At 73.4% G+C, this 25,503-nt stretch carries 25 protein-coding genes and 1 pseudogene; 3 read left to right on the top strand and 23 right to left on the bottom strand.

Translation table 11 applies throughout. From position 1 onward, the window contains the following. Nucleotides 1-49: 49 nt before the first annotated feature. The 10 genes from pyrF to AC1RSJ_RS16280 all read right to left on the bottom strand — a co-directional run bounded on the left by pyrF (nucleotide 50) and on the right by AC1RSJ_RS16280 (nucleotide 11,543). Nucleotides 50-922: an orotidine-5'-phosphate decarboxylase gene (pyrF, locus tag AC1RSJ_RS16325; protein WP_493119520.1), complete on the bottom strand. Its 873-nt coding sequence runs from the start codon at nucleotides 920-922 to the stop codon at nucleotides 50-52. Further along, nucleotides 919-4,212 carry a carbamoyl-phosphate synthase large subunit gene (gene carB, locus AC1RSJ_RS16320; protein ID WP_493119519.1) on the bottom strand — a complete coding sequence of 1,098 codons (3,294 nt, stop codon included), beginning with the start codon at nucleotides 4,210-4,212 and terminating at the stop codon, nucleotides 919-921. The genes pyrF and carB overlap by 4 nt, the downstream gene beginning before the upstream one ends. Further along, nucleotides 4,212-5,366: a glutamine-hydrolyzing carbamoyl-phosphate synthase small subunit gene (gene carA / locus AC1RSJ_RS16315; RefSeq protein WP_493119518.1), complete on the bottom strand. Its 1,155-nt coding sequence runs from the start codon at nucleotides 5,364-5,366 to the stop codon at nucleotides 4,212-4,214. Before carA ends, carB begins: the two co-directional genes overlap by 1 nt. Then, nucleotides 5,363-5,869: a PH-like domain-containing protein gene (locus AC1RSJ_RS16310; protein WP_493119517.1), complete on the bottom strand. Its 507-nt coding sequence runs from the start codon at nucleotides 5,867-5,869 to the stop codon at nucleotides 5,363-5,365. The genes carA and AC1RSJ_RS16310 overlap by 4 nt, the downstream gene beginning before the upstream one ends. Further along, a complete protein-coding gene (locus tag AC1RSJ_RS16305) occupies nucleotides 5,862-7,211 on the bottom strand; it encodes a dihydroorotase (protein ID WP_493119516.1) in 1,350 nt (449 codons plus the stop codon). Before AC1RSJ_RS16305 ends, AC1RSJ_RS16310 begins: the two co-directional genes overlap by 8 nt. Beyond that, on the bottom strand, nucleotides 7,208-8,161 hold the full coding sequence (locus AC1RSJ_RS16300) for an aspartate carbamoyltransferase catalytic subunit (protein ID WP_493119521.1): 954 nt from the start codon (nucleotides 8,159-8,161) through the stop codon (nucleotides 7,208-7,210). Before AC1RSJ_RS16300 ends, AC1RSJ_RS16305 begins: the two co-directional genes overlap by 4 nt. Nucleotides 8,162-8,169: 8 nt before the next feature. Then, nucleotides 8,170-8,712, bottom strand: a complete 543-nt coding sequence (gene pyrR, locus AC1RSJ_RS16295; protein ID WP_493119515.1) for a bifunctional pyr operon transcriptional regulator/uracil phosphoribosyltransferase PyrR — start codon at nucleotides 8,710-8,712, stop codon at nucleotides 8,170-8,172. 85 nt (nucleotides 8,713-8,797) lie between these two features. Continuing rightward, nucleotides 8,798-9,649, bottom strand: coding sequence for an ABC transporter permease (locus tag AC1RSJ_RS16290; RefSeq protein WP_493119514.1), 852 nt, complete (start codon nucleotides 9,647-9,649; stop codon nucleotides 8,798-8,800). After that, a complete protein-coding gene (locus AC1RSJ_RS16285; RefSeq protein ID WP_493119513.1) occupies nucleotides 9,646-10,704 on the bottom strand; it encodes an aliphatic sulfonate ABC transporter substrate-binding protein in 1,059 nt (352 codons plus the stop codon). Before AC1RSJ_RS16285 ends, AC1RSJ_RS16290 begins: the two co-directional genes overlap by 4 nt. Further along, nucleotides 10,701-11,543 carry an ABC transporter ATP-binding protein gene (locus AC1RSJ_RS16280; protein ID WP_493119512.1) on the bottom strand — a complete coding sequence of 281 codons (843 nt, stop codon included), beginning with the start codon at nucleotides 11,541-11,543 and terminating at the stop codon, nucleotides 10,701-10,703. The genes AC1RSJ_RS16285 and AC1RSJ_RS16280 overlap by 4 nt, the downstream gene beginning before the upstream one ends. Nucleotides 11,544-11,732: 189 nt before the next feature. Here AC1RSJ_RS16280 and AC1RSJ_RS16275 point away from each other — a divergent pair, with 189 nt between their 5' ends. Beyond that, nucleotides 11,733-12,170: a MarR family winged helix-turn-helix transcriptional regulator gene (locus AC1RSJ_RS16275; protein ID WP_493119511.1), complete on the top strand. Its 438-nt coding sequence runs from the start codon at nucleotides 11,733-11,735 to the stop codon at nucleotides 12,168-12,170. 15 nt (nucleotides 12,171-12,185) lie between these two features. Here AC1RSJ_RS16275 and nusB read toward each other — a convergent pair whose 3' ends face one another. From nusB to AC1RSJ_RS16210, 13 genes are all read right to left on the bottom strand, one after another. Then, nucleotides 12,186-12,602 (bottom strand): transcription antitermination factor NusB, encoded by a 417-nt coding sequence (gene nusB / locus AC1RSJ_RS16270; protein ID WP_493119510.1) that lies wholly within the window; start codon nucleotides 12,600-12,602, stop codon nucleotides 12,186-12,188. Between the two features lie 10 nt (nucleotides 12,603-12,612). Continuing rightward, entirely contained in the window at nucleotides 12,613-13,176 is a 564-nt protein-coding gene (gene efp / locus AC1RSJ_RS16265; protein ID WP_493119509.1) for an elongation factor P, read from the bottom strand. Between the two features lie 58 nt (nucleotides 13,177-13,234). Next, complete coding sequence (locus tag AC1RSJ_RS16260; RefSeq protein ID WP_493119508.1) at nucleotides 13,235-13,672, bottom strand: type II 3-dehydroquinate dehydratase; 438 nt, start codon at nucleotides 13,670-13,672, stop codon at nucleotides 13,235-13,237. Nucleotides 13,673-13,716: 44 nt separating this feature from the next. Next, entirely contained in the window at nucleotides 13,717-14,820 is a 1,104-nt protein-coding gene (gene aroB / locus AC1RSJ_RS16255; RefSeq protein ID WP_493119507.1) for a 3-dehydroquinate synthase, read from the bottom strand. 7 nt (nucleotides 14,821-14,827) lie between these two features. Further along, nucleotides 14,828-15,343: a shikimate kinase gene (locus AC1RSJ_RS16250; protein WP_493119506.1), complete on the bottom strand. Its 516-nt coding sequence runs from the start codon at nucleotides 15,341-15,343 to the stop codon at nucleotides 14,828-14,830. Beyond that, nucleotides 15,343-16,545 carry a chorismate synthase gene (gene aroC / locus AC1RSJ_RS16245; protein WP_493119505.1) on the bottom strand — a complete coding sequence of 401 codons (1,203 nt, stop codon included), beginning with the start codon at nucleotides 16,543-16,545 and terminating at the stop codon, nucleotides 15,343-15,345. Before aroC ends, AC1RSJ_RS16250 begins: the two co-directional genes overlap by 1 nt. A 2-nt stretch (nucleotides 16,546-16,547) precedes the next feature. Next, a complete protein-coding gene (locus AC1RSJ_RS16240; RefSeq protein WP_493119504.1) occupies nucleotides 16,548-17,342 on the bottom strand; it encodes a shikimate dehydrogenase in 795 nt (264 codons plus the stop codon). Next, entirely contained in the window at nucleotides 17,339-18,646 is a 1,308-nt protein-coding gene (gene mltG, locus AC1RSJ_RS16235) for an endolytic transglycosylase MltG (protein WP_493119503.1), read from the bottom strand. The genes AC1RSJ_RS16240 and mltG overlap by 4 nt, the downstream gene beginning before the upstream one ends. Then, nucleotides 18,646-19,032 carry a Holliday junction resolvase RuvX gene (gene ruvX, locus AC1RSJ_RS16230; protein WP_493119502.1) on the bottom strand — a complete coding sequence of 129 codons (387 nt, stop codon included), beginning with the start codon at nucleotides 19,030-19,032 and terminating at the stop codon, nucleotides 18,646-18,648. Before ruvX ends, mltG begins: the two co-directional genes overlap by 1 nt. A 76-nt stretch (nucleotides 19,033-19,108) precedes the next feature. Next, a complete protein-coding gene (gene alaS / locus AC1RSJ_RS16225; RefSeq protein WP_493119500.1) occupies nucleotides 19,109-21,787 on the bottom strand; it encodes an alanine--tRNA ligase in 2,679 nt (892 codons plus the stop codon). Between the two features lie 48 nt (nucleotides 21,788-21,835). Further along, nucleotides 21,836-22,045 carry a hypothetical protein gene (locus AC1RSJ_RS16220; protein WP_493119499.1) on the bottom strand — a complete coding sequence of 70 codons (210 nt, stop codon included), beginning with the start codon at nucleotides 22,043-22,045 and terminating at the stop codon, nucleotides 21,836-21,838. A gap of 87 nt (nucleotides 22,046-22,132) precedes the next feature. After that, nucleotides 22,133-22,762, bottom strand: a complete 630-nt coding sequence (gene rpsD, locus AC1RSJ_RS16215; protein WP_493119498.1) for a 30S ribosomal protein S4 — start codon at nucleotides 22,760-22,762, stop codon at nucleotides 22,133-22,135. A gap of 148 nt (nucleotides 22,763-22,910) precedes the next feature. Then, nucleotides 22,911-24,326, bottom strand: coding sequence for a replication-associated recombination protein A (locus AC1RSJ_RS16210; protein WP_493119497.1), 1,416 nt, complete (start codon nucleotides 24,324-24,326; stop codon nucleotides 22,911-22,913). Nucleotides 24,327-24,402: 76 nt separating this feature from the next. Here AC1RSJ_RS16210 and AC1RSJ_RS16205 point away from each other — a divergent pair, with 76 nt between their 5' ends. Next, the gene (locus AC1RSJ_RS16205; RefSeq protein WP_493119495.1) at nucleotides 24,403-25,194 is read left to right on the top strand and encodes a peptidylprolyl isomerase; all 792 of its coding nucleotides are present in this window, start codon (nucleotides 24,403-24,405) and stop codon (nucleotides 25,192-25,194) included. Nucleotides 25,195-25,285: 91 nt separating this feature from the next. After that, nucleotides 25,286-25,503, top strand: a pseudogene (locus AC1RSJ_RS16200) (transcription termination factor Rho); the annotation flags it as partial.

The following is a 25,503-nucleotide window of genomic DNA, read 5'->3' as shown; positions in this document are numbered from 1 at the left end:
GCGCTCGGCCGAGCGCTCGGGCGATCCGGAGGAGGCCGGCGGCGCGGGCTCAGACATCCGCGAGCTCCCCCGCCTGGCGCGCGATCGCATCCGCGAGCCCGTCAGGACCGGCCTGCAGCACGCCGCGGGACGACGACACGACGGTGGTCGCGAGGGCGTCGCCGAAGGTCGCGCGGAGGTCGCCGGCACGGCCGCCCTGGAAGCCGAGCCCGGGCGCGAGGATCGGCGTGCCGGCGAGGTCGGCGGCGTCGATGCCGCGCTCCTCGAGCCGGACGGTGGCCCCGATGACGACGCCGATGGAGCCGACGGCCCCGGTGCCGGTCGCGGCGGCGTTGCGGCGGTGCACATCCGCGACGATCGCGCCGGCGACGGTGGTGCCGCTGTGGTCGCGCGCGGTCTGCAGCGCCTCGGCCTCCGGGTTCGAGGTGGCGGCGAGCACGAACGCGCCCGTGCCGTGCTCGAGCGCCCGGGCCAGCGCGCCGTCGAGCGAGCCCATCCCGGCGTACGGCGTCAGAGTGACCGCGTCGACCTCGAGCGGCGAGCCGGGCGTGAGCCACGACTCGCCGTAGGCGTCCATCGTCGAGCCGATGTCGCCGCGCTTCGCATCGCCGATCACGAGCAGCCCGGCGGCGCGGGCCGCGGCCAGCACGTCCTCGAGCGCCGCGTAGCCCCGCGCGCCGTGCCGCTCGAAGAACGCGGCCTGCGGCTTGACGATCCCGACCCGGCCGGCTGCCGCGTCCACCGCTCGGAGCCCGAACTCGCGGAGCCCGGCCGCGTCGTCGCCGAGGCCCCACGACGCGAGCAGCGCGGCGTGCGGGTCGATGCCGACGCAGAGCCGGCCGCGCTCGGCCAGCACGGCCGCGAGCCGGGCGCCGAACGGCGCGACGCCCGCGGCGGTGCCGGCCGACGGCGCCGCCGTCACGCGCGTGCCGCCCGATCGGCGGCGTAGTCCTGCAGGCTGCGGACGGTGATCGGCAGGTCGGCCTCGTCGTAGGAGGTGACCGCCGCGGCGAGCTGCGCGATCGTCGTGAACAGCGGCTTGTCGGCGGCGACCGTCGCGGTGCGGATCTCCACGCCGTCCGCCCGCGCGCTGCGGCCCGACGGCGTGTTGATGACGACGTCGATCCGGCCGGCCTCGATGAGGTCGACGATGTCCGGGTCGCCCTCGACCGGCGCGGAGCCCTGCAGGTGCTTGCGCACCGAGGTCGCGCGGATGCCGTTGCGGGCGAGGATCTCGGCCGTGCCCGAGGTCGCGACGATCTCGAAGCCGAGCTGCGCGAGGCGCGCGACCGGCAGCACGACGGCCCGCTTGTCGCGGTCGGCGACCGAGACGAACACCGTGCCGCTGCGGGGCAGCCCGCCGTACGCCGCCTGCTGGCTCTTCGCGAACGCGCGCGGGAAGTCGCGGTCGATGCCCATCACCTCGCCGGTCGAGCGCATCTCCGGCCCGAGCACGGAGTCGACGACCGAGCCCTCGCGGGTGCGGAACCGCTTGAACGGCAGCACCGCCTCCTTCACGGCGACCGGGGCGTCGAGCGGCACCTGCGACCCGTCGCGCGCCGGCAGCATGCCGGTGTCGACGAGCTCGCGGATGCTGCGGCCGACCATGATCAGCGACGCCGCCTTCGCGAGCGGGATGCCGAGCGCCTTCGACACGAACGGCACGGTGCGGGAGGCGCGCGGGTTCGCCTCGAGCACGTAGAGCACGCCGGCGCCGATCGCGAACTGCACGTTGAGCAGGCCGCGCACGCCGATGCCCTCGGCGATGCGGCGGGTGGCCTCGACGACCCGGTCGAGCACGTCGCGGCCGAGCGTGACGGGCGGCAGGGTGCAGGCCGAGTCGCCGGAGTGCACGCCGGCCTCCTCGATGTGCTCCATGATGCCGCCGACGTAGAGCCGCTCGCCGTCGAACAGCGCGTCGACGTCGATCTCGATTGCGTCGTCGAGGAAGCGGTCGACGAGCAGCGGCGAGCCGGGGCCGATGATGGCCTGGTCTCGCACCCGGTCGAAGTAGTCCTCGAGCCCGTCGGTGGAGTACACGATCTCCATGCCGCGGCCGCCGAGCACGAAGCTCGGCCGCACGAGCACCGGGTAGCCGATCGACTCCGCGATCGCGACGGCGCTCGGCGCGTCGGTGGCGGTGCCGTTCTTCGGCGCGACGAGCTCCGCATCGCGGAGGATGCCGGCGAACAGCCCGCGCTCCTCGGCGAGGTCGATGGCGCCCGGCGAGGTGCCGAGGATCGGGATGCCGGCAGCCTCGAGGCCCTTCGCGAGCCCGAGCGCGGTCTGGCCACCGAGCTGCACGACGGCGCCGACGAGGGTGCCGGACTGCGACTCCGCGTGGATGACCTCCAGCACGTCCTCGAGCGTCAGCGGCTCGAAGTACAGCCGGTCGCTCGTGTCGTAGTCGGTCGACACGGTCTCCGGGTTGCAGTTGATCATGATCGTCTCGAAGCCGGCGTCGTGGAGCGCGAAGCTCGCGTGCACGCAGCTGTAGTCGAACTCGATGCCCTGGCCGATGCGGTTCGGGCCCGAGCCAAGGATGATCACCTTGCGCGCGTCGGACGGCGCGACCTCGGTCTCGCTGTCGTAGCTCGAGTAGTGGTACGGCGTCGTGGCCGGGAACTCCCCCGCGCAGGTGTCGACCGTCTTGAAGACCGGGCGCACGCCCACCTGCCAGCGCGCGTTGCGCACCTCCTGCTCGGTGACGCCGCGCAGCTCGGCGATCTGCACGTCCGAGAAGCCGTGGTCCTTCGCGAGGCGGAAGAGGTCCGCATCCATCCGGCCGAGGCCGCCGATCTCGAGCGCGACCTCGTTGATCAGCGCGATCTGGTCGAGGAACCAGGGGTCGATGCCGGTCGCGCGGTACAGCTCCTCGACGGAGGCGCCGGCCCGCATGGCCTGCTGCACCGTGATGATGCGGCCGTCGGTCGGTGTCTTCGCGAGCTCGACGAGCTCCGCCTTCGGAGCGAGCCGCTCGCTCCAGTGGAAGCTCGAGCCGCGCTTCTCGAGCGAGCGCAGCGCCTTCTGCAGCGCGGTCGAGTAGTTGCGGCCGATGGCCATGGCCTCGCCGACGCTCTTCATCGTCGTGGTGAGCGACGAGTCCGCCGACGGGAACTTCTCGAAGGCGAACCGCGGCACCTTCACGACGACGTAGTCGAGCGTCGGCTCGAAGCTCGCCGGGGTGACCTTCGTGATGTCGTTCGGGATCTCGTCGAGGCGGTAGCCGATGGCGAGCTTCGCGGCGATCTTCGCGATCGGGAAGCCGGTGGCCTTCGACGCGAGCGCGCTCGAGCGGGACACGCGCGGGTTCATCTCGATGACGATGACGCGGCCGGTGCCCGGGTGCACGGCGAACTGGATGTTGCAGCCGCCCGTGTCGACGCCGACGCGGCGGATGATCTCGATGCCGATGTCGCGCAGGTTCTGGTACTCGCGGTCGGTCAGCGTCAGTGCGGGCGCGACGGTGATCGAGTCGCCGGTGTGCACGCCGACCGGGTCGACGTTCTCGATCGAGCAGACGACCACGGTGTTGTCGGCCGTGTCGCGCATGAGCTCGAGCTCGTACTCCTTCCAGCCGAGGATCGACTCCTCGAGGAGCACCTCGCCGGTCGGCGACTGGTGGATGCCGTCCGCGACCATGCGCACGAGCTCGGCGCGCGTGTACGCGAAGCCGGAGCCGAGGCCGCCCATGGTGAACGACGGGCGGATGACGAGCGGGTAGCCGAGGTCCTCCGCCTGCTCGACCGCCTGGTCGACCGTGCGGGCGATGTGGCTGCGGGCCACGTCGGCGCCGGACTGCAGCACGAGCTCCTTGAAGAGCTGGCGGTCCTCGCCGCGCTGGATCGCGTCGACCTTCGCGCCGATGAGCTCGACGCCGTGCTTCTCGAGGATGCCCGCCGCGTCGAGCGCGATGGCCGCGTTGAGGGCGGTCTGGCCGCCGAGGGTCGGCAGCACGGCATCCGGCCGCTCGGCGACGATGATGGCCTCGAGCGACTCCATGGTGATCGGCTCGATGTAGGTCGCGTCGGCGAAGTCCGGGTCGGTCATGATCGTCGCCGGGTTCGGATTGACCAGGATGACGCGCACGCCCTCCTCGCGGAGCACCCGGCAGGCCTGGGTGCCGGAGTAGTCGAACTCCGCTGCCTGCCCGATGACGATCGGGCCGGAGCCGATGACGAGGACGCTGGTGATGTCGGGGCGCTTGGGCATCAGTTGCTTTCTCCCGCGGCGCCGGCGCGGGAGCGCACCAGATCCGCGAAGCGGTCGAACAGGTAGTCGGAGTCGTGGGGGCCTGCGGCCGCCTCCGGGTGGTACTGCACGCTGAACGCGGGGATGTCGAGCGCGCGGAGGCCCTCGACCACGTCGTCGTTGAGGTCGATGTGGCTCACCTCGACGCGGCCGAAGCCGGCGGGGCTCTCGCTGATCCCGTCGAGCGGGGCGTCGACGGCGAAGCCGTGGTTGTGGGCCGTGATCTCGATGCGGCCGGTGGCGCGGTCGAGCACCGGCTGGTTGATGCCGCGGTGGCCGAACGGCAGCTTGTAGGTGCCGTAGCCGAGCGCGCGGCCGAGCAGCTGGTTGCCGAAGCAGATGCCGAAGAACGGGATGCCCCGCCGCAGCACGTCCGTCAGCAGCTCGACGTGGTCGCCCGACGCGGCCGGGTCGCCCGGGCCGTTGGAGTAGAAGACGCCGGTCGGCGAGATCGCGGCGACCTCGTCGATCGTGCTCGCCTGCGGCATCACGTGCACCTCGAAGCCGCGCTCGGCGAGCTTCCGCACGGTCGACTCCTTGATGCCGAGGTCGAGCACCGCGAGCGGACCGAGCGGGTCGACGCCCTCGGCGGCCGGCACGACGCGCGTCTCGGCGACCGAGACCTCGGCCGACAGGTTGAGGCCGCGCATGTCGCGACCCGCCCTGACGGCGTCGAGCTGCGCGTCGGCGGCGAGCTGCAGCTCGGCACCGGAGAAGATCCCGGCCTTCATCGCGCCGGAGTCGCGGAGGCGGCGGGTGAGCGCGCGGGTGTCGATGCCGCTGATGCCGACGATGCCGGTCGAGACGAGCTCGTCGTCGAGGCTGCGGACGCTGCGGAAGTTCGACGGCATCCGCGCGGGGTCGCGTACGACGTAGCCGGCGACCCAGATGCGCCACGACTCGCGGTCCTCGTCGTTCATGCCCGTGTTGCCGATGTGCGGCGCGGTCTGCACGACGATCTGGCCCGCGTAGCTCGGGTCGGTCAGCGTCTCCTGGTAGCCGGTCATCCCGGTGGCGAAGACGGCCTCGCCGAGGGTGCGTCCGCGGGCTCCGTAGGCGCGTCCCTCGTAGCGGGTGCCGTCCTCGAGGACGAGGACGGCGCGGTCCGGGCTCATGCGTTCTCCCTGTCTGCCGGGGTGCCGGCGGCACCGAGGCGGTCGATCGCGGCGACGAGCACGGCGGGCTCGTCGACGCGGAGGTAGTTGTCGACGTCGGCGCCGGCGAGGGTCCAGGCGACGAGCGCCAGCCCGTCCGGCTCGACGGTGCGGTCGATGGTCCAGGTGGCGCGGTCGGCCCCGCGCACGTCGGCGCGCGGGATCCAGCGGTCCGGCGCGCCCGCGAGCGCGAGCAGGATGCCGTGCTCGTGCACCTCGACGAGGGCGCGGGCGCGGAAGCCGAGCCCGCCGACGGCGATCCGGTCGAGCGGCTCGCCGGCGCGGGTGGTGGCCACGTGCACGCCCTCGGTCGCGGCGAGCAGGCCTCCGGTCTCGGCGGGCACCGGGGTGACCTGGTCGAGCCCGGACTGGCGGGCGCGGCGGCGGCGCCAGCCGATGCCCATCCCGGCCAGCGCGGCGGCCAGCACGATGGCGACGATGAGGGCGCCCCAGAGCCTATCCACGGGCACCTCCGATGCCGGCGGCGCGGGAACCGGCGGCTGCCGCGGCGACCTCGGCGGCGTCCACCAGCTCGCCGTCGAGCACGGTCGGCGCGCCGCGGTGCAGCGTCGCGACGACTCGTCCGGGCAGCTCGCGGCCGAGGTAGGGCGAGTTGGTGCTGAGGCCGCGCAGCGACGCGGTGCCGAACACCGATCGCGCGGTCGGGTCGTACAGCGTCAGGTTGGCGGGCGACCCGACCTGCAGCGGGGCGTCGTAGCCCTCGAGGCCGCCGATCGCGGCCGGCGCGGAGCTGAGCACCCGGGCGACGTCCGCCCAGCCGAGCCTTCCGTCGTCGACGACGCTCTCCTGCACGACGCCGAGGGCCGACTCGAGCCCGACCATGCCGAACGACGCCTCCGACCAGGCGCACTGCTTCGTCTCGGCGGGGTGCGGGGCGTGGTCCGTCGCGACGATGTCGATCGTGCCGTCGGCGAGGGCCTCCCGGAGCGCGAGCACGTCCTCCGCGCGGCGCAGCGGCGGATTCACCTTGAAATGCGGGTCGTACGTGGCCGCGGTGGACTCGTCGAGCAGCAGGTGGTGGGGCGTGACCTCGGCCGTGACGCGGATGCCGCGGGCCTTCGCCCAGCGCACGACGTCGACGCTGCCGGCGGTGGAGAGGTGGCAGATGTGCAGCCGGGCCCCGACGTGCTCCGCGAGCAGCACGTCCCTGGCGATGATCGACTCCTCCGCGACGGCGGGCCAGCCGGTGAGGCCGAGCTCGCCGGACAGGGCGCCCTCGTTCATCTGCGCGCCCTCGGTGAGGCGGGGATCCTGCGAGTGCTGCGCGATCACGCCGCCGAACGTGGCCACGTACTCGAGCGCGCGGCGCATGAGCAGCGAGTCGTGCACGCACTTGCCGTCGTCGCTGAAGACGCGGACGCGGGCACGGGACGAGGCCATCGCGCCGATCTCGCTGAGCCGCTCCCCCGCCAGCCCGACCGTGACGGCGCCGACCGGGCGCACGGTCGCGTAGCCGTGCTGCTCGCCGAGCGAGGCGACCTGCTCGACGACGCCGGCGGTGTCCTGCACCGGCAGCGTGTTCGCCATCGCGTGCACGGCCGTGAAGCCGCCCGCGGCGGCGGCGCGGGTGCCGGTGAGCACCGTCTCGCTCTGCTCGAAGCCCGGCTCGCGGAGGTGGGTGTGGAGGTCGACGAGGCCGGGCAGCACGAGCAGGCCGTCCGCGTCGATGACGCGGGCACCGGCGTCCGACAATCCGCCGCCGCGCCCGGCGATCGCGCCGTCGGCGACCAGGAGGTCCACCGTCTCGCCCTCGGGGGTCCTCGCCCCGCGGATCAGGATGCTCATGCGGCTGCTCCCTGCGTTCCCGACAGCACCAGGTAGAGCACCGCCATCCGAATCGACACCCCGTTCGCCACCTGCTCGAGCACGAGCGACTGCGCCGAGTCGGCCGCCGCCGAGGAGATCTCGAGGCCGCGGTTCATCGGCCCCGGGTGCATCACCATCGTATCGGCGCCGAGCCGGGCGAATCGCGCGTCGTCGAGGCCCCACTCGCGCGAGTACTCGCGCTCGTTCGGGAAGAACGCCGCGGTCATCCGCTCGGCCTGCACGCGCAGCATCATGAGCACGTCGGTGCCGGCGTCGATCGCCGCGTCGAGGTCGTAGCCGACGCTCGCGGGCCACGACCCGACGCCCACCGGCAGCAGGGTCGCGGGCGCGACGAGCCGCACCTCGGCGCCGAGCGTGCGCAGCAGCCAGACGTTCGAGCGGGCGACTCGCGAGTGCAGGATGTCGCCGACGACCGTCACGACGAGCCCGTCGAGGTCGCGGCCGCGGGAGGCCGAGCCGTGCCGGCGCTTGCGCATCGAGTAGGCGTCGAGCAGCGCCTGCGTCGGGTGCTCGTGGGTGCCGTCGCCCGCATTGACGACCGCGGCGTCGATCCAGCCGCTCGACGCCAGGGTCGCGGCGGCGCCGGACGCGGAGTGCCGCATCACGACGGCGTCGACGCCCATGGCCGCGATGGTCTGGGCGGTGTCCTTGAGGCTCTCGCCCTTCGAGACGCTTGAGCCCTTCGCGCTGAACGTCATCACGTCGGCGCTGAGCCGCTTCGCCGCCGCCTCGAACGACAGCCGCGTGCGGGTGGAGTCCTCGAAGAACAGGTTCGCGACCGTGCGGCCGCGCAGCGTCGGGAGCTTGGGCACGGCGCGGGTGGCGACGTCCGCCATGTCCTCGGCGACGTCGAGGATGCCGACGGCGGCGTCGCGGTCGAGGTCGCGGACGGAGAGCAGGTGGCTCAGCGACGCGCTCATCCGATCACCACCGCGTCCTCGCCGTCGGACTCTGCGAGCCGCACGTTGATGCGCTCGGCGACCGAGGTCGGCAGGTTCTTCCCCACGAAGTCGGCTCGGATCGGCAGCTCGCGATGGCCGCGGTCGACGAGCACGGCGAGGCGGACGGCGGCGGGACGCCCGAGGTCGCCGATCGCGTCGAGCGCGGCGCGGATGGTGCGGCCGGAGTAGAGCACGTCGTCGACGAGCACCACGATCCGGCCGTCGATGCCGTCCGGCGGCAGCACGGTCGGGCTGGGCGTGCGGGTGGGCTGCCGGTCGAGGTCGTCGCGGTACATCGTCACGTCGAGCGCGCCGATCAGCGCGGAGCCGGGGCTGAGCCGCTCGAGCACGTCGCCGAGGCGGCGCGCGAGGGCGATGCCGCGGGTGGGGATCCCGAGGAGGACGATGCCGTCCCGCTCCACGCGGAGGTCCGAGGCGGGTGCCTCCAGGATCTCGTGGGCGATGCGGGTGAGCGCACGCTCGATGTCGGCCTGCTGCAGAACGACGCGCGACTGCATCCGGACCTCCTTCCCCGCCTCTCCGGACGGACTTAAAGGATGTCGATTCGACCGCTCAGCCTACACGGCCGAGCGCCCGTCGCGGTCAGCTCCAGCGCCGGAGCAGCCGCCGCTCGAGCACGCCGATGAGCGCGTCGGTGCCCTTGCCCAGGATCGCGAGCAGGATGATCGCGAGGAACAGCCGGTCGACCCGGCCGTTCTGCTGCGAGTCGGTGAGCAGGAAGCCGAGCCCGATCGACGAGCTGAGCAGCTCCGCGGCGACGAGGAACAGCCAGGACTGCGCGAGCGCCAGCCGGAGCCCGCTGATGAGCGCGGGGATGACGGCCGGCAGCTGCACCGTCGAGAGCAGGGAGAAGCCGCGGAGCCCGAACGCCCGGCCGACCTCGACGAGGTGCGGATCGACGTGGCGCAGCGCGCCCGAGAGGGTGGTGAACACCGGGAACGTCGCGCCGATCGTGATGAGCACGATCTTCGGCGGCTCGAAGATGCCGAGCAGGAGCAGCAGCAGCGGCAGCCACGCCAGCGACGGCACGGCGCGGATGGCGCCGAGCAGCGGCCCGAGCAGCACGGACGCCGTGCGCGACAGGCCGACGAGCGCGCCGAGCACGAGCCCGATCGCCGAGCCGAAGACGAAGCCGAGCAGCACGCGCTGCACCGAGATCGCGATGTCCTTGTAGAGCAGCCCGGGGTTGAGCGGGTTGGTCTGCAGGTCGACGGCGGCGAGCAGCACGGCCTGCGGCGACGGGAGCTTGTACGGCGGCACGAGCTGCGCGGCCGTGACGGCCCACCAGACGATGAGGATCAGCAGCGGGATCAGGGCGCCCCCGACGACCGTCCACCAGCGGCGCGGCTCGCGCGGGGCGCGGGCACGGAGCGCCTCGTCGGCGGAGGTCGCGGCCGTGTCGGCGACGAGCCCCGAGGTCAGGTCGCCGCTCATCCGTTCTGCTTCAACTCCGACGGGTCGGCGGCCTTCGCGTACTCCGGCTCGAACAGGCTGTCGAGCGCGTCGTCGATCTGCGCCTGGGTCTGCACGTCGCCGCTGTCGACGAAGATCGGGCCGACGACCTTCAGCACCTTCTCCTGGGCCGCGCCGGGCACCGGGTCGACCGTGAGGTCGGTGCGCTTCAGCGTGGCGGTCGCGATGGCCGGATCGATGCCGGCCTCCGCGGCGAGGATCTGGGCCGTCGCGTCGGGGTCGTCGGCCGCGAAGGCGCGGGCCTTCTCGTAGGCGTCGACGACGGCCTGGGCGAGGTCGGGCGACTTCTGCAGGAACGACTCGGTCGCGTTGAGGAAGCCGTACGTGTTGAACGCGGGGTTGTCGTAGATGTTCTTCGAGCCGGCGGTCTGCACGCTCGTCGTCAGCAGCGGGTCGAGGCCCGACCAGGCGTCGACGGAGCCGTTCTCGAGCGCCGCCTTGCCGTCGGCGTGCGGGAGGTTCTCGATCGTCACCGACGACAGCGGCACATCGAACTTCTCGAGCGACTGCAGCAGGAAGAAGTACGGGTCGGTGCCCTTCTGGGCCGCGATGTGCTTGCCCTCGAGGTCGGACACCTTCGTGATCGACGAGCCCTTCGGCACGATGAGGGCGGCCCAGTCCGGCTGCGCGTAGACGTCGATGGTCTTGATGGGCGAGCCGTTCGAGCGGGCCAGGAGGGCTGCGGACCCGGCGGTCGAGCCCACGTCGATCGCGCCGGCCTGCAGCGCCTGGTTCGCGGCGGCCGAGCCGGCGGACTTCACCCAGTTGATCGTCACGTCCGAGCCGAAGGCCTTCTCGAGGTAGCCCTCCTTCTTCACGATGAGGCTCAGCGGGTTGTACGTCGCGTAGTCGATGTTCAGCGTCGTGGCGCTCCAGCCGTCGGCGCCGAGCTCGGCGCCCGCGCTCTTCGACGGCGCGGCGGAGGTGGTGCCCTCTCCCGCGACGCAGCCGGTCAGCGCGAGCGCGGCGGCCGCGGCGACGGCGGTCAGGGTGGCGAGTCGGGTTCTGGTCGTCATGCTGGCCTCTTCGTGGGTGCGGGTGGCGGGGTCAGGTGGTGGCTCGGCACGCCGAGCAGCTCGAGCAGCTCGGCTCGGAGCTCGACGAGCCGCGCGTCGGCACGGTCGCGTGGACGCGCGCCGGGCACATCGAGCACGGTGCGGATGCCGGAGCCGGCGTCCGGATGCTCGGGATCCGGTCCGAGCAGCACGATGCGGTCGGCCAGGGCGAGGGCCTCGTCGACGTCGTGCGTGACGAGCACGATCGTCGCGGGCTCGGCCGCGTGGATGTCGACCAGCAGGTCCTGCATGGTGAGCCGGGTGAGCGCGTCGAGCGCGCCGAACGGCTCGTCGAGCAGCAGCACGCCGGGGTCGCGGGCCAGCGCCCGGGCGAGCGACGCGCGCTGGGCCATGCCGCCGGAGATCTGGCGCGGCCGGAGCTCGGCGGCCGCGGCGAGCTGCACGAGCTCGAGCAGGCGGGCGACGCGGGCCGGCCCGGCTGTGCGGTCGGTGCCGAGCGGCACGCCGAGGGCGACGTTGCGGCGCACCGTGCGCCAGGGCAGCAGCCGCGGCTCCTGGAACGCGACGGCGCAGCGCTGGTCGACCGGCGCCACGGGCACCTCGTCGATCTCCACCGTGCCGGCGGAAGCGGCATCGAGGCCGCTGATCATGCGCAGGAGCGTCGACTTGCCGCAGCCGGACGGGCCCAGCAGCGCGACGACCTCGCCCGGGGCGATGTCGAGATCGACCTCCGAGAGCACCGTGCGGGCGGCGGCTCCGGCCCCGGCTCCCGGGAACGCCCGGCCGACGCCGCGGAGGCGGATGGCGAGCGCGCGCGAGGCGTGCGGGAGGGTCGTCACCTCTCGAATCTAGGAAGCATCGCACCGGCGCCCGCACCTCGGCGTAATGCGGCGTAGCATCCGGAGCCATCGTTCACGCGCGTCAACCATTACGCTCGAGCCACGGGGAGACACTCCCCGGCGCCGCCACCCCGGCGTCGCGCCACCAGCGCTGCACGTCGCCGTGCACCGTCGAGTCGGAGGACCGCCATGCCCGATCAGCGCGATCCGGGAGAGCTCGCCCACGAGCTCGCCATCTCCATCGGCCGCCTGAACCGCCGGATGCGCGGCCCCGGGGGCGCGCTCGCGCTCGGCCACGGCCACCTCTCCGCGATCGCCACGCTGTCGGCGACCGGGCCGATCCGCCTCGGCGACCTCGCCGCGCGCGAGGTCGTCTCGGCGCCGTCGATGACGCGCACCGTGACCGACCTCGAGCGCCGGGGCCTCGTGACCCGCACGCCGGACCCGCTCGACGGCCGCAGCGTGCTCGTCGCGGTCACGCCGGAGGGCGAGGAGACCGTGCGCCGCGGCCGCTCCGAGCGCGCCGCGCTGCTCGCGCAGCTGCTGGAGAAGCTCGACGACGAGCAGCTGGAGCTGCTCGAGCAGGTGGCGCCGGTGCTCCGGCAGCTCACCGTCGTGCCGCGCTAGGACGCGCGGATCGCGCTACTCGCCCTTGGTCTTCGCGATCGCGGCGAGCAGGCCGTTGAGGAACCCGGCCGAGTCGTCGGTCGACAGCACGGTGGCCGACTCGACGGCCTCCGAGATCGCCACGGCGTCGGGCACCTCGTCGTTGTAGAGGATCTCCCAGACGGCGACGCGCGCGATGGCGCGGTCGAGCACCGGCATCCGGTCGAGGCTCCAGCCCGTCGCGTGATCGCGGATCACGTCGTCGATCGCGCCGGCGTGCTCCTCGACGCCCTGCACGATCTCGCGGGCGTAGGTCCAGGAGGCGGCGCGGTCGGGCTCGCCGAGCGCGCGGTTCGCCTCCTCGCCGAGGAGCTGGCCGATCGGCAGCTCGCGGAGGTCGGCGCCGTAGAGGACGTCGAGGGCGCGCTTGCGCGCCTTGGTGCGGGCACTCACGTCGGAGCGCTCAGTCCGTGACGCGGCCGAGGTAGTCGCCCGTGCGGGTGTCCACCTTCACGCGCGTGCCGGTCTCGAGGAACAGCGGCACCTGGATCTCGTGGCCGGTCTCGAGGGTCGCGGGCTTCGTGCCGGCGCTCGAGCGGTCGCCCTGCAGGCCCGGCTCGGTGTAGGTGACCTCGAGCACGACGGAGGTCGGCAGCTCGACGTAGAGCGGGTCGCCCTCATGGGTGGCGACGGTCACGACCTGGTTCTCGAGCATGTAGTTCGCCGCGTCGCCGACCGTGCCGGCCGCGATCGTGATCTGGTCGTAGTCGGACATGTCCATGAACACGAAGTCCGCGCCGTCCTTGTACAGGTACTGGAAGTCGCGGCGGTCGACGGTGGAGAAGTCGATCTTGGTGCCGGCGTTGAACGTGCGGTCGACGACCTTGCCGGTCATGACGTTCTTCAGCTTCGTGCGGACGAACGCGCCGCCCTTGCCGGGCTTGACGTGCTGGAACTCGACGACGTTCCAGAGCTGGCCGTCGATGCTGAGGACGGAGCCGTTCTTGATGTCGTTGGTCGTGGCCATGGAGGTTCTCCTGAAAGTCGAGGGCGCGGAGCGCCCGGGGAAGTCTAGTCGAGCGCGATCAGCGGGCCGCGCCGACGGCGCGGAGCGCGAGCAGGTAGCCCTCGAACCCGAACCCCGCGATGACGCCGGTTGCGACGCCGGAGATCACGCTCGTGTGCCGGAACGTCTCCCGCGCGTGCGGGTTCGAGATGTGCACCTCGACGACGGTGCCGCCGGCCTTCGTGACGAGGCTCACCGCGTCGCGCAGGGCGTAGCTGTAGTGCGTGAACGCGGCCGGGTTGAGCACGACCGGCGACCCGGTGTCGGCGGCCTCGTGGATCCAGCCGATGAGCTCGGCCTCGTCGTCGGTCTGGCGCAGGTCGATCTCGGTATCGCGGGTCGCGGCCTCCGAGAGCAGCACGCGGAGCGCGGAGAGGTCCTGGGCGCCGTAGACGTCGGGCTCGCGGCTGCCGAGCCGGCCGAGGTTGGGACCGTTGAGGACGAGGACGCGTGTCACGGGTCCGAGCGTATCGGGACGGCCTCCCCCGGCCGCGGCGCTGGTCAGGACGAGATCTCCTGGTACGCCGCGAACAGCAGCGACTCGTCGGGGCCGCTCACGGTCGTCGGCCGGCCGATGGCGTCGAGCACGATGAAGCGCAGCATCCCGCCGCGCGCCTTCTTGTCGCGCTGCATGGTCGCCAGCAGCGTGGCCCAGCGTCCGCCGGGGTAGGTCGTCGGCAGCGACAGCGACTCGAGGATGCGGCGGTGGCGGTCGACGTCCGCGTCGGTGAGGTGCCGCGTCAGGCGCGACAGCTCGGCGGCGAACACCATGCCGATCGACACGGCCGCACCGTGGCGCCAGCGGTAGCGCTCGGTGTGCTCGATCGCGTGGCCGAGCGTGTGCCCGTAGTTCAGGACCTCGCGGAGCCCCTGCTCGGTGAAGTCCTCGCCGACGACGCGGGCCTTCACGGCGATCGCGAGCTCGATCGCGCGCCGGAAGTCGGGGCTGCGCGGATCGGTCGCCGACGCCACGTCGCGCTCGACGATCTCGAGGATCTCGGGCTCGGCGATGAAGCCGGCCTTCACGACCTCGGCGTACCCCGCCAGGATCTCGTTCTCGGGCAGGCCGTCGAGCAGCTCGAGGTCGCAGAGCACCGCGACGGGGGCGTGGAACGCGCCGACCAGGTTCTTGCCCTCGGCCGTGTTGATGGCCGTCTTGCCGCCGACGGCCGCATCGACCATGCCGAGCACCGTGGTCGGCAGCTGCACGATCCGCACGCCGCGCAGCCAGGTGGCGGCCACGAAGCCCGCGAGGTCGGTGGTCGCTCCCCCGCCGAAGCCGATCACGGCGTCGCTGCGGGTGAAATCGGTCTGCCCCATGATCTGCCAGCAGAACGCGGCCACCTCGACGCGCTTGGCCGACTCCGCATCCGGCACCTCGGCCAGGTACACCTCGAACCGGTCGGCGAGGGCGGCGCGGAGGGCCTCGGCGCGGGCGCCGAGGGTCGGCGGATGCACGATGAGCACCTTGCGCACGCCGCTGCCGAGGGCGGCCGGGATGCGGTCGCCGAGCCCGCGGCCGACGACGACGTCGTAGCCGGGCTCGCCGGCGACGGGGATGACGGTGGGGGCGGCGGCGGACGCGCCGTCGGCGGGGTCGGTCATGGTGTCCTCAGCTCGTGGCGTCGCCGGGCGCCGGCGATCTCAGCAGGTCGGCGATCTCGGCGGCGACGGCCTCGAACGGCCGGATCGAGGTGTCGACGGTCCAGGTCGCGAGGCGGGTGTAGGTCGGCAGGCGGTCGGCGAGGATCCGCTCCCAGTCGGCGACGCCGCCGCGCACCAGCGGGCGCTTGCCGTCGGCGAGGCGCGACGCGACGGCCTCTGGCGTGGTGAGCAGCAGCACGACGCGCTCCCCCGCCAGGTCGGCCTGGGTGTCGGGGTGGAGCACCGCGCCGCCGCCGAGCGAGACGACGCCCTCGCCGTCGAGCGCCCGCCGCACGGCCGCGCGCTCGAGCTCGCGGAAGTGCGGCTCGCCGTGCTCGTCGAAGATGCCGGCGATCGGGCCGTGCTCCGCGACGATCGCCTTGTCGGTGTCGGTGAACGGCACGCCGAGCAGCTTGGCGGCGCGCCGGCCGAGGCGGGTCTTGCCCGCGCCCATCGGCCCGATGAGCACTCCCGTGGCGGACATCAGTCGATCGAGGCGGAGGCGGTGCGCAGCGTCACGGGGATGGCGGCCAGGTAGGCCTCGAGGTTGCGGCGCACCTCGGCGACCGAGTCGCCGCCGGTCTTCTCGAGCAGGGCCTCTGCGAGCACGAGCGCGACCATCGCCTCGGCGACGACGCCGGCGGCGGGCACGGCGCAGACGTCGGAGCGCTGGTGGTGCGCGGTGGCGGCCTCGCCGGTCGCGACGTCGATCGTGCGGAGCGCGCGCGGCACGGTCGCGATCGGCTTCATGCCCGCACGGACGCGGAGCACCGTGCCGGTGGACATGCCGCCCTCGGTGCCGCCGGCGCGGTCGCTGAGGCGGGAGATGACGCCGTCGGCCGCGATGAGCTCGTCGTGCGCCGCCGAGCCGCGGCGGGTCGTCGTGAGGAAGCCGTCGCCGACCTCCACGCCCTTGATCGCCTGGATTCCCATAAGCGCGCCGGCGAGGCGCGAGTCGAGCCGGCGATCCCAGTGCGTGTAGCTGCCGAGTCCCGGCGGCACGCCGTAGGCGAGCACCTCGACGACGCCGCCGAGCGTGTCGCCGGTCTTGTGGGCGTCGTCGACCTCGGCCACCATGAGCGCGCTCGTGGCGGGGTCGAGGCAGCGCAGCGGGTCGGCGTCGAGGCGGTCCACGTCGTCCGGATGCGGCAGCGGCGCATCGTCGGGCACCCGCACCGGGCCGATCGCCACGGTGTGCGCGACGAGGCGGATGCCGACCTCGCCGAGCAGTGCGCGGGCGACGGCGCCGAGCGCGACCCGGGCCGCCGTCTCGCGCGCGCTGGCGCGCTCGAGCACCGGGCGGGCCTCGTCGAAGTCGTACTTCTGCATGCCGACGAGGTCGGCGTGGCCGGGACGGGGCCGGGTGAGGGCGGCGCCGCGGCCGCCGGCGAGCACGGACGGGTCGACGGGGTCGGGGCTCATCACCTCGGTCCACTTCGGCCACTCGGTGTTGCCGATGCGGAGCGCGACCGGGCTGCCGATGGTCAGCCCGTGGCGCACGCCGCCGGAGATCGAGAGCTCGTCCTGCTCGAACTTCATGCGCGCGCCGCGGCCGTAGCCGAGCTTGCGGCGCTGGAGGTCGGCCTGGATCGCCGCGGACGAGACCGGCACGCCGGCCGGCAACCCCTCGAGGATCGCGATCAGCTCGGGCCCGTGCGATTCCCCCGCGGTCAGCCAGCGCAGCATGCCTACGATCCTCCCACAGCGGCGCGCATGGCCAGGAACACGGCAGCCTCGCCGGGCAGGGCCTCCGAGGCGCCGCGGCCGGTGAACAGCCGCACCTGCACGAGGGCCTGCTGCAGCAGCATCTCGACGCCGGAGAGCACCCGCCCGCCGGCGTCCGCCCAGGCCGCGGCGAGCGGCGTCGGCCACGGGTCGTAGGCGACGTCGAGCAGCACGCCGTCGACGCGCGGCGGGAGCGGCACGGCGAACTCGGCGCGCGGCGGGATGGTGCTGACGACGACGTCCGCGTCCGCCAGCGGCGCGTCGGCGAGGGCCACGACCGCGGCGCGGTCCTCGAGCCGCCCGGCGCGGGCGGCGGTCCGCACAGCGACGGTGACGGTCGCCCCGAGGGCGCGGAGCGCCTCGACGGCGCTCTCCGCCGTCGCCCCGCCGCCGAGCACCGTGGCGCGGGTCGCTCCGGCGACGCCCGCCTCGCGCAGCGCGGCCGTGATGCCGGCGACGTCGGTGTTCCAGGCGCCGATGCCGTCGCCGCCGAGCACGAGCGTGTTCGCCTGCGCGGTCGTGGCCGCCACGGGGTCGAGGCGGTCGGCGAGCACGATCGCCTCGCGCTTCAGCGGCATGGTGAGCGAGAGCCCGCGCCAGTCGTCGTCGAGCCCGGCGACGAAGGCGGCGAGCCCGCCCTCCGGCACGTCGGCCCGGCCGTACGACCAGTCCAGCCCGAGCTCGCGGTACGCCGCCGTGTGGATTGCGGGCGAGAGCGAGTGGCCGATGGGCGATCCGAGCACCGCCAGCCGGGTCACGAGCAGTAGGCCTTGTTCGCCGAGTCCTTGCACCAGGCGCGCAGCTTCGCGACGCCCGCGTCGTGCTCCGCCTGGGTGGTGGAGAACTGCGTCTCGCCCGTCTTGAGGTTCGTCGTCACGAAGTACAGCCAGGTGCCGTCGGCCGGGTGCAGCGCCGCCGACAGGGCGGCCTCCCCCGGCAGGCCGATCGGCCCGGGCGTGAGCCCCGGATGCACGTACGTGTTGTACGCGTTCCCCGCGTCCGCGCGCTCCGCGTTCGTCGTGCTCACGCGCTGGTACTGGCCGGTGCCGTACGTGACGGTCGCGTCGGACTGCAGGAGCATCCCCTGGTCGAGGCGGTTCTGGAACACGCGCGCGATCTTCGGCATGTCGTCGTTCGACCCGGCTTCGCGCTGCACGATCGAGGCGAGCGTCACGACGCGCACCCGGTCCGCCGCGGGCACGCCGAGCTTGTCGAGCCGGGCGTTCATCTCGCCGACGAGGCGCGCGAGCACGTCGTGGGCCGTCACGCCGGGATCGAACTGGTACGTCGCCGGGAACAGGAACCCCTCGATCGAGGTCGCGCCGGCCGGCACGCCGAGCCCCGGGAGGTCGGCCGCCGCGGCCTGGAAGTCGGCCACCGGCAGCTTCGTGGCGATCGAGAGCTGCGTGTAGGCCTTCTCGGCCGACGTGCCCTCGACGATGACGGCCTTGTTCACGACCCGGTTCTTCGGATCGCGGAGCGCGTCGATCGCCGACTTCGCGCTCATCTCGTGCTGGAGCGTGTAGCTGCCCGGCTCGAAGCGGATGGTCGAGTCGGCGAGCATGAGCTTGTAGGGCGCGCTGAACGTCTTCGTGATGCCCTGCTTCGCGAGCCCGCGCGCGACGACCTCGCCGGTGTCGCCGGTGTTGATGACGAAGTCGACCTTCTCCCCGTTGCCGGAGCCCGGGTAGTCGATCGACTCGACGCCGAGGGCTGCGAGGATGCGCGCGCCGTACTGGCCCCAGAGCACGGAGCCGGTGCCGCCGACGATGAGCAGGAAGACGAGGAACACGACGAGGAGGCCCCAGCGGCGGCGACGTCGCGGCGGCCGTCCGGGACGGTCGCGATCGCGAGCCGCACGGCGCGGCGACTCGGAGGCCGCGGGCTGCTGCACCGGCGTCGCGCCGGTCTTCGCGACGTGCTCCTCCCAGGCCGCGGCGGCCACGCCGGCGGTCGGGGCGGCGCGGTGGTGCTCGGGGCGGGCGTCCGCGGGGCGGTCGGGCGCGCCGGCGCCGAAGATGTCGTCCCAGCTGGGCTCGTCCGGTCGGCGGTCCTCGGGCACTACTGGGGTCCTTCCGTGGCGACGGGAACGCCGGGCGGGCGACCCGAGGAGCGCTCCGCGTCGAGGGCGTCCTGCAGGATGATAACAGCGGCCACCTGGTCGACCACGGCCCGCTGGCGGCGGCTGCTCCGGCCCGCCTGACGGAGGCTGCGCTGCGCGACGTTCGTGGTCATCCGCTCGTCGACCAGGCGCACCGGCGCGGCGAGCACGGCCGCGAGCTCCGCCGCGAAGGCACGGGCGTCCTCGGTGGAGGGCGTGTCGCCGCCGCTCAGCGACAGGGGCAGCCCGACGATGAGCTCGACGGCCTCGTACTCGGCCGCGAGCGACACGATCTCGGCGACCGTCGCCGGTCCACGCGACAGCGTCGCCACCGGCGTGGCCAGCATGCCGTCCCGGTCGCAGGAGGCGATGCCGACCCGGGCGCGCCCGACGTCGACGCCCAGGCGGGCCCCCGGCCGCACGTCAGCCCTGCAGCGCCCGGCGGACGCCCTCGAGCGCCTCGCCGATGCGCGACGCGTCCGTGCCGCCGCCCTGCGCGATGTCGTCCTTGCCGCCGCCGCCGCCGCCGAGCGTGCGCGCGGCGTCGCGCACGAGCGCGCCGGCCTTCGCGCCGGCGGTGCGGCCGGCCTCCGTCGTGGCGACGACGACCGAGGGACGGCCGTCCACCCGCCCGGCGACAGCCACGACGGCCGCCTCCGCGGAGAGCCGCTCGCGAACGCCGGTGGCGACGGTGCGGAGGTCGTCGGCCGAGCCGAGCTCGCCGAGGTCCTCGACCACCGCGAGCACGCCGCTGATGCGCACCGCGGACTCGACGAGCGCGGGCACGCGGCCGGAGAGCCGGCTCGCCTCGAACGCCGCGATCTTCTTCTCGGCGCTCTTCAGGCTCTGCACGAGCTCCTCGATGCGCGCGGGCAGCTGCTCGCGCGGCGTGCGGAGGGAGCCGGTGAGCTGCGCCACGATGGCGCGCTCGGCCGCGAGGTCCTTGAACGCGTCGACGCCGACGAGCGCCTCGACGCGGCGGTTCGTCGAGCCGACGGACGACTCGCTCGTGAGGTTGACGAGGCCGACCTCGGCGGAGCGGCCGACGTGGATGCCCGCGCAGAGCTCGCGCGACCAGGGGCCGCCGATGTCGACCATCCGCACGGTGTCGCCGTACTTCTCACCGAACAGGGCCATCGCGCCGGCGGCGCGCGCCTCGTCGAGCGGGAGGATGCGGGTCGTCACCTCGAGGTTGTCGCGGATCGCGTCGTTCGCGATCTCCTCGACCTCGGAGCGGGTGGCGGCGCTGAGCGCCTGGTTCCACGAGAAGTCGAGGCGCATGTAGCCGGCGCGGTTGAACGAGCCCGCCTGGTGCGCCTCCTGCCCGAGCGTCTGCCGGAGCGCCGCGTGGATGAGGTGCGTGGCCGAGTGGGCCTGCGCCGCCGCGTGGCGGTACAGCGGGTCGACGACCGTGGTGGCCGCCTGGCCGATCGACACCTCGCCGGAGCGCACCTGCACGGTGTGGCTGACGAGCCCCTTCACCGGGCGCTGCACGTCGAGCACCTCGAGGTCGAAGCCGCTGCCCACGATCGAGCCCTGGTCGGCAGCCTGGCCGCCGCCCTCCGCGTAGAGCGAGGTCTCCTGCGTGATGATCTCCGCGATGTCGCCCGCGGAGGCCGTGTCGACGGGCGCGCCGTCGCGCAGGATGCCGAGCACGGTCGTCTCGGTGTCGAGGTAGTCGTAGCCCGTGAAGACCGTCTCCCCCGCCGCGCGGAGCCCCGCGTAGATGCTGAGGTCGGCGAGCCGGCCCTTCTTCGCCTTCGCGTCGGCCTTCGCGCGCTGGCGCTGCTCCTGCATGAGCGTGTCGAACGCCGCGCGGTCGACCGTGAGCCCGGCCTCCTCCGCGATCTCGAGCGTGAGGTCGATCGGGAAGCCGAACGTGTCGTGGAGCTGGAACGCGGTCTCGCCGGTGAGCCCCGCGCTCGTCGGCGCCGCGCTCTCCGCGGCGCCCCGCTTCGCGTCCGCGATCGCCGTGTCGAGGATCGTCGTGCCGCCCGCGAGGGTGCGCAGGAACGCCTCCTCCTCGCCGAGCGCGAGGCGCGAGGTGCGGTCCCACTGCTCGAGGAGCTCCGGGTGGGCGGGCGCCATCGCGTCGCGCGACGCGGTGAAGAGCTCCTGGAAGCTCGGCGCGTCGACGCCGAGCAGCCGCATCGAGCGGATCGTGCGACGCATGAGCCGGCGCAGGATGTAGCCGCGGCCCTCGTTCGACGGCGTCACGCCGTCGCCCATGAGCATGAGCGACGAGCGCACGTGGTCGGAGATGATCCGCATCCGCACGTCGTCCTCGTGCGAGGCGCCGTAGCGGCGGCCGGACAGCTGCGCGGCGGCGTCGAGCACCGGGCGCACCTGGTCGATCTCGTACATGTTGTCGACGCCCTGCTTGAGGAAGGCGAGGCGCTCGAGGCCGGCGCCCGTGTCGATGTTCTTCTTCGGCAGGTCGCCGACCACGTCGAAGTCGACCTTCGAGGTGACGTTCGCGATGAGGTCCTGCATGAACACGAGGTTCCAGATCTCGATGAACCGGTTGTCGTCCGCGGCCGGACCGCCGTCGCGGCCGAACGCCGGACCGCGGTCGAAGAAGATCTCGGAGTCCGGGCCGCCGGGGCCGGGCTGGCCGGTGTGCCAGTAGTTGTCGGCCGCGCCGAGCCGCTGGATGCGCTCCGGCTTGAGGCCGATCACGTCGCGCCAGATCGACTCCGCCTCGTCGTCGGTCTCGTAGATCGTGACCCAGAGGTCCTTCTCGTCGAAGCCGAGGCCGCCCTCCGACTCCGAGGTGAGCAGCAGCTCCCAGGCGAGCCGGATCGCGCCCTCCTTGAAGTAGTCGCCGAACGACCAGTTGCCGAGCATCTGGAAGAACGTGCCGTGGCGGGCGGTCTTGCCGACCTCCTCGATGTCGTTCGTGCGGATGCACTTCTGCACGTCGGCGGCGCGGTCGTACGGCGCGGGCACGACGCCCGTGAGGTACGGGATGAACGGCACCATGCCGGCGATCGTGAACAGGATCGACGGGTCGTCGCTCACGAGGGAGGCGGAGGGCACGATCGTGTGCCCCCGGTCTCCGAAGAAGGTCAGCCAGCGGCGTTGGATCTCAGCGGTCTGCACAGTGGTCCCCGGAACATGTGGTCGGGCCGCCCGGAACGGCGGCGGAGGTCAGTCGAGCTCGTCGAAGCCGGCGGAGTCGCGCGTGCCGCGCAGCTCCGCCTCGCGAGCTCGGTAGCCGTCGACGACCGCGGCGCCGATGCCGGTCAGCCGCTCGTCCAGCTCGTCGAGGACCGCGCGGCCCTGCGGCGTGCGCGCCACCACGTGCGCGACGGCGAAGCCGGCGGCGACGCCGACCAGCAGCCAGATCGCCTTGCCCATGGCGTCTCCTCCCGACGGAGCCCTCAGCCTACCGAAAACGACGAGAGGCCCGCGTCCATCGGACGCGGGCCTCTCGTGCGGCACGTGCTAGCGGGCCGCGTAGTACTCGACCACGAGCTGCACCTCGGCGGTCACGGGGACCTCGGCGCGCTTCGGGCGGCGGAGCAGGCGGGCCTGCAGCTTGTCGAGCTCGACCTCGAGGTAGCCCGGCAGCGGCGGCAGCACGTCGGCGTGACCGCCGGCGGCGGCGACCTGGAAGGGCTCGAGGCCCTCCGAGCGCTCCTTGACGTGGATGAGCTGGCCCGGCTTCACGCGGAACGACGGGCGGTCGACGAGCTGGCCGTCCACCTTGATGTGGCGGTGCACGACGAGCTGACGGGCCTGCGCGGTGGTGCGGGCGAAGCCGGCACGCAGCACGAGGGCGTCGAGGCGCATCTCGAGGAGCTCGACCAGGTTCTCACCGGTCAGGCCCTGGGTGCGGCGCGCCTCGTTGAAGACGATGCGGAGCTGCTTCTCGCGGATGCCGTACTGCTCGCGCAGACGCTGCTTCTCCTTGAGGCGGACGGCGTAGTCGCTGTCGGCGCGGCGCTTGGTGCGGCCGTGCTCGCCCGGGGCGTAGGGGCGCTTCTCGAGGTAGCGGGCTGCCTTCGGCGTCAGCGGGATGCCGAGCGCGCGCGAGAGGCGGACCTTGCGGCGGTCCTGGGACTTGGTGACCATGGGTGTCCTTCCAACGTGGCCGCGTCGATCACGGCTCACAGACGTACATCACCTCCCGCCCGTCCGGACGCACGTCGACGCGGCCGGTGGAACTCGAGGGAGGGATGTGTCCGCCGCTGCGGGCGAACCCGCCTACTTTACCAGAGCATCAGGCGTCGGCCGAGCCGGCGTCGGCGTCCGCCGCCGGGGTGCTCGCGGGCGGCTCCGCGGCGGGCTCCGCGGCCGGCTCGTCGCGCTTCGGCATCGGGCGCCCCTCGAGGATGGCGCGGAGCCGCTCGAGGCGGGGCGCGACGTCGCGCTCGAAGCCGTTGCCGCTCGGCTCGTAGTACCGGCGGCCGACCAGCTCGTCGGGCAGGTACTGCTGCGTCGCGACGCCGAACGGCGCGTCGTGGGCGTAGAGGTAGCCCTTGCCGTGACCGAGCCGCTTCGCGCCCGGATAGTGCGCGTCGCGGAGGTGCGTGGGCACGCGGCCGATCCTGCCCGCGCGCACGTCGGCGATCGCCGCGTCGAGGGCGGTGTACGACGCGTTCGACTTCGGCGCCGTCGCGAGGTAGGTGACGGCCTCGGCCAGCAGGATCCGGCCCTCCGGCATGCCGATGAGCTGCACGCCCTGCGCCGCGGCGACCGCGATCGGCAGCGCCTGCGGGTCGGCCATCCCGATGTCCTCGGCGGCCGAGATCATGATGCGGCGGGCCAGGAAGCGCGGGTCCTCCCCCGCCTCGATCATGCGCGCGAGGTAGTGCAGCGCGGCGTCGACGTCGCTGCCGCGGATCGACTTGATGAACGCGCTGATCACGTCGTAGTGCTCGTCGCCCTGCCGGTCGTAGCGCAGCAGCGCGCGGTCGACGCTGGCCGCCACGAGCTCGGCCGTGACCGCGGTCGAGTCCTCGGCGGCGGCGGACGCGGCGGCGGCCTCCAGCGCCGTGAGCGCCCGGCGGGCGTCGCCGGAGGCGAGCCGGATGATCATGGCGCGGGCGTCGTCAGCGAGGTCGACGGTGCCGTCGAGGCCCCGGCGGTCGGCGACGGCCCGGTCGACGAGGGTGCCGAGATCCTCGTCGGAGAGGAGTTCGAGCGTGAGCAGCAGCGACCGTGAGAGCAGCGGCGAGATGACCGAGAAGGAGGGGTTCTCGGTGGTGGCCGCGACGAGGATGACCCAGCCGTTCTCGACGCCCGGCAGCAGCGCGTCCTGCTGGGCCTTCGTGAAGCGGTGGATCTCGTCGAGGAAGAGCACGGTCGAGGCGCCGTACAGGTCGCGGGTCGAGCGCGCCTCCTCCATCACCCCGCGCACGTCCTTGACGGTCGCCGTGACGGCGGACAGCTCGACGAAGCGGCGTCCGGAGCTGCGGGCGATCGCCTGGGCGAGCGTCGTCTTGCCGGTGCCGGGCGGACCCCACAGGATGACGGACACCCCGCCGCGCTCACCCGTCTGGTCGTCGGCGAGGTTCACGAGCGGCGAGCCGGGGCCGAGCAGATGGCGCTGGCCCGCGACCTCGTCGAGCGAGATGGGACGCATCCTGACCGCGAGGGGCGTCGCTCCCGCACGGAGCCCCTGCTGGCCAGCCATGTCGTCATGATAGGCAGGGCGGCTGTCGCTAGAGTGTTCGAGCCCCGCCGGGGGGCTCCAGGAGGCGGGAGGGCCGGTGGCTCCGACGAGGTACGAGCGCGAGGCGCGGGAGACGCGCGATCGGCTCCGGTCGTTCACGGCACGGCAGGCGGTCCACGAGGCCGCGCGGAAGCGCCGCCGGCTCGACAACATCGTCGCGATCGCCGCCGGCGTCGTGCTCATCGCCGCCGCCGGCACCGTCCAGGTGCTCTACGGCACCGTCGGCCCCGGTGCACCGAAGCCGTCCGCCTCGGCCTCCGCGTCCGCCGCCGCCGGCAAGAACGTCGGCGACATCCCGAAGGTCACCGACGCCGTCAAGACGACCTTCACCGGCACGCTGACCCTCAACGAGGTCGGCCTCGGCGTCGAGCTCGACGGCACGGCAGCGCCGCAGGGCGTCGCCGTGCTCGCGGAGGAGGCCGGCAGCGACTACCTCGTCGGCAAGACCTGCCACCGCATCGTGGTCTCCGAGACGGCGAACCTGATCCAGTGCGGCGCGCTCGACGCCCAGGGCTCCGACACCGACGACTTCGCGTTCGGGCCGATCGAGAACGCCCCGAAGAGCGGCGTCTACCCCGCCGGCACGATCGCGCTGGCCCGCAAGGGCGGCGACGCCTACTCGCAGGGCCATCAGTTCTTCATCACGACGACCGACACGACCCTGCCCGACGATGCGGCGGGCGGCTACACGGTCGTCGGCACGGTGACGAGCGGACTCGACGACCTCATCGCGCAGATCATGTCGAAGGGCACGACGGCCGAGGGCGGCGACGGTGCTCCCGCGGTCGCGACGAAGATCACCGCGTTCACCCTGACGGCGGCGAAGTAACGAGTCGGCCGCGGCTCCCCCGCTCGCGCGGGGGCTCGTCGGCCGTGGAATAGGCTGGGCCGAGTCCGGCGACCGAGGAGTGGGAACCACCGTGGCAGATCAGCGCCCCGACGACGAGCGTCCCGACGAGCAGGAGCCCGCCGCAGCGCCCGCCGAGGAGGCAGCGCCCGCCGAGGAGGCAGCGCCCGCCGAGGAGGCAGCGCCCGCCGAGGAGGCAGCGCCCGCCGAGGAGGCAGCGCCCGCCGAGGAGGCAGCGCCCGCCGAGGAGGCAGCGCCCGCCGAGGAGGCAGCGCCCGCCGAGGAGGCAGC

It is taken from the genome of Schumannella sp. GW821-FHT10F01, from assembly GCF_058809295.1.
This window is presented reverse-complemented; position numbering and strand designations above follow the sequence as displayed.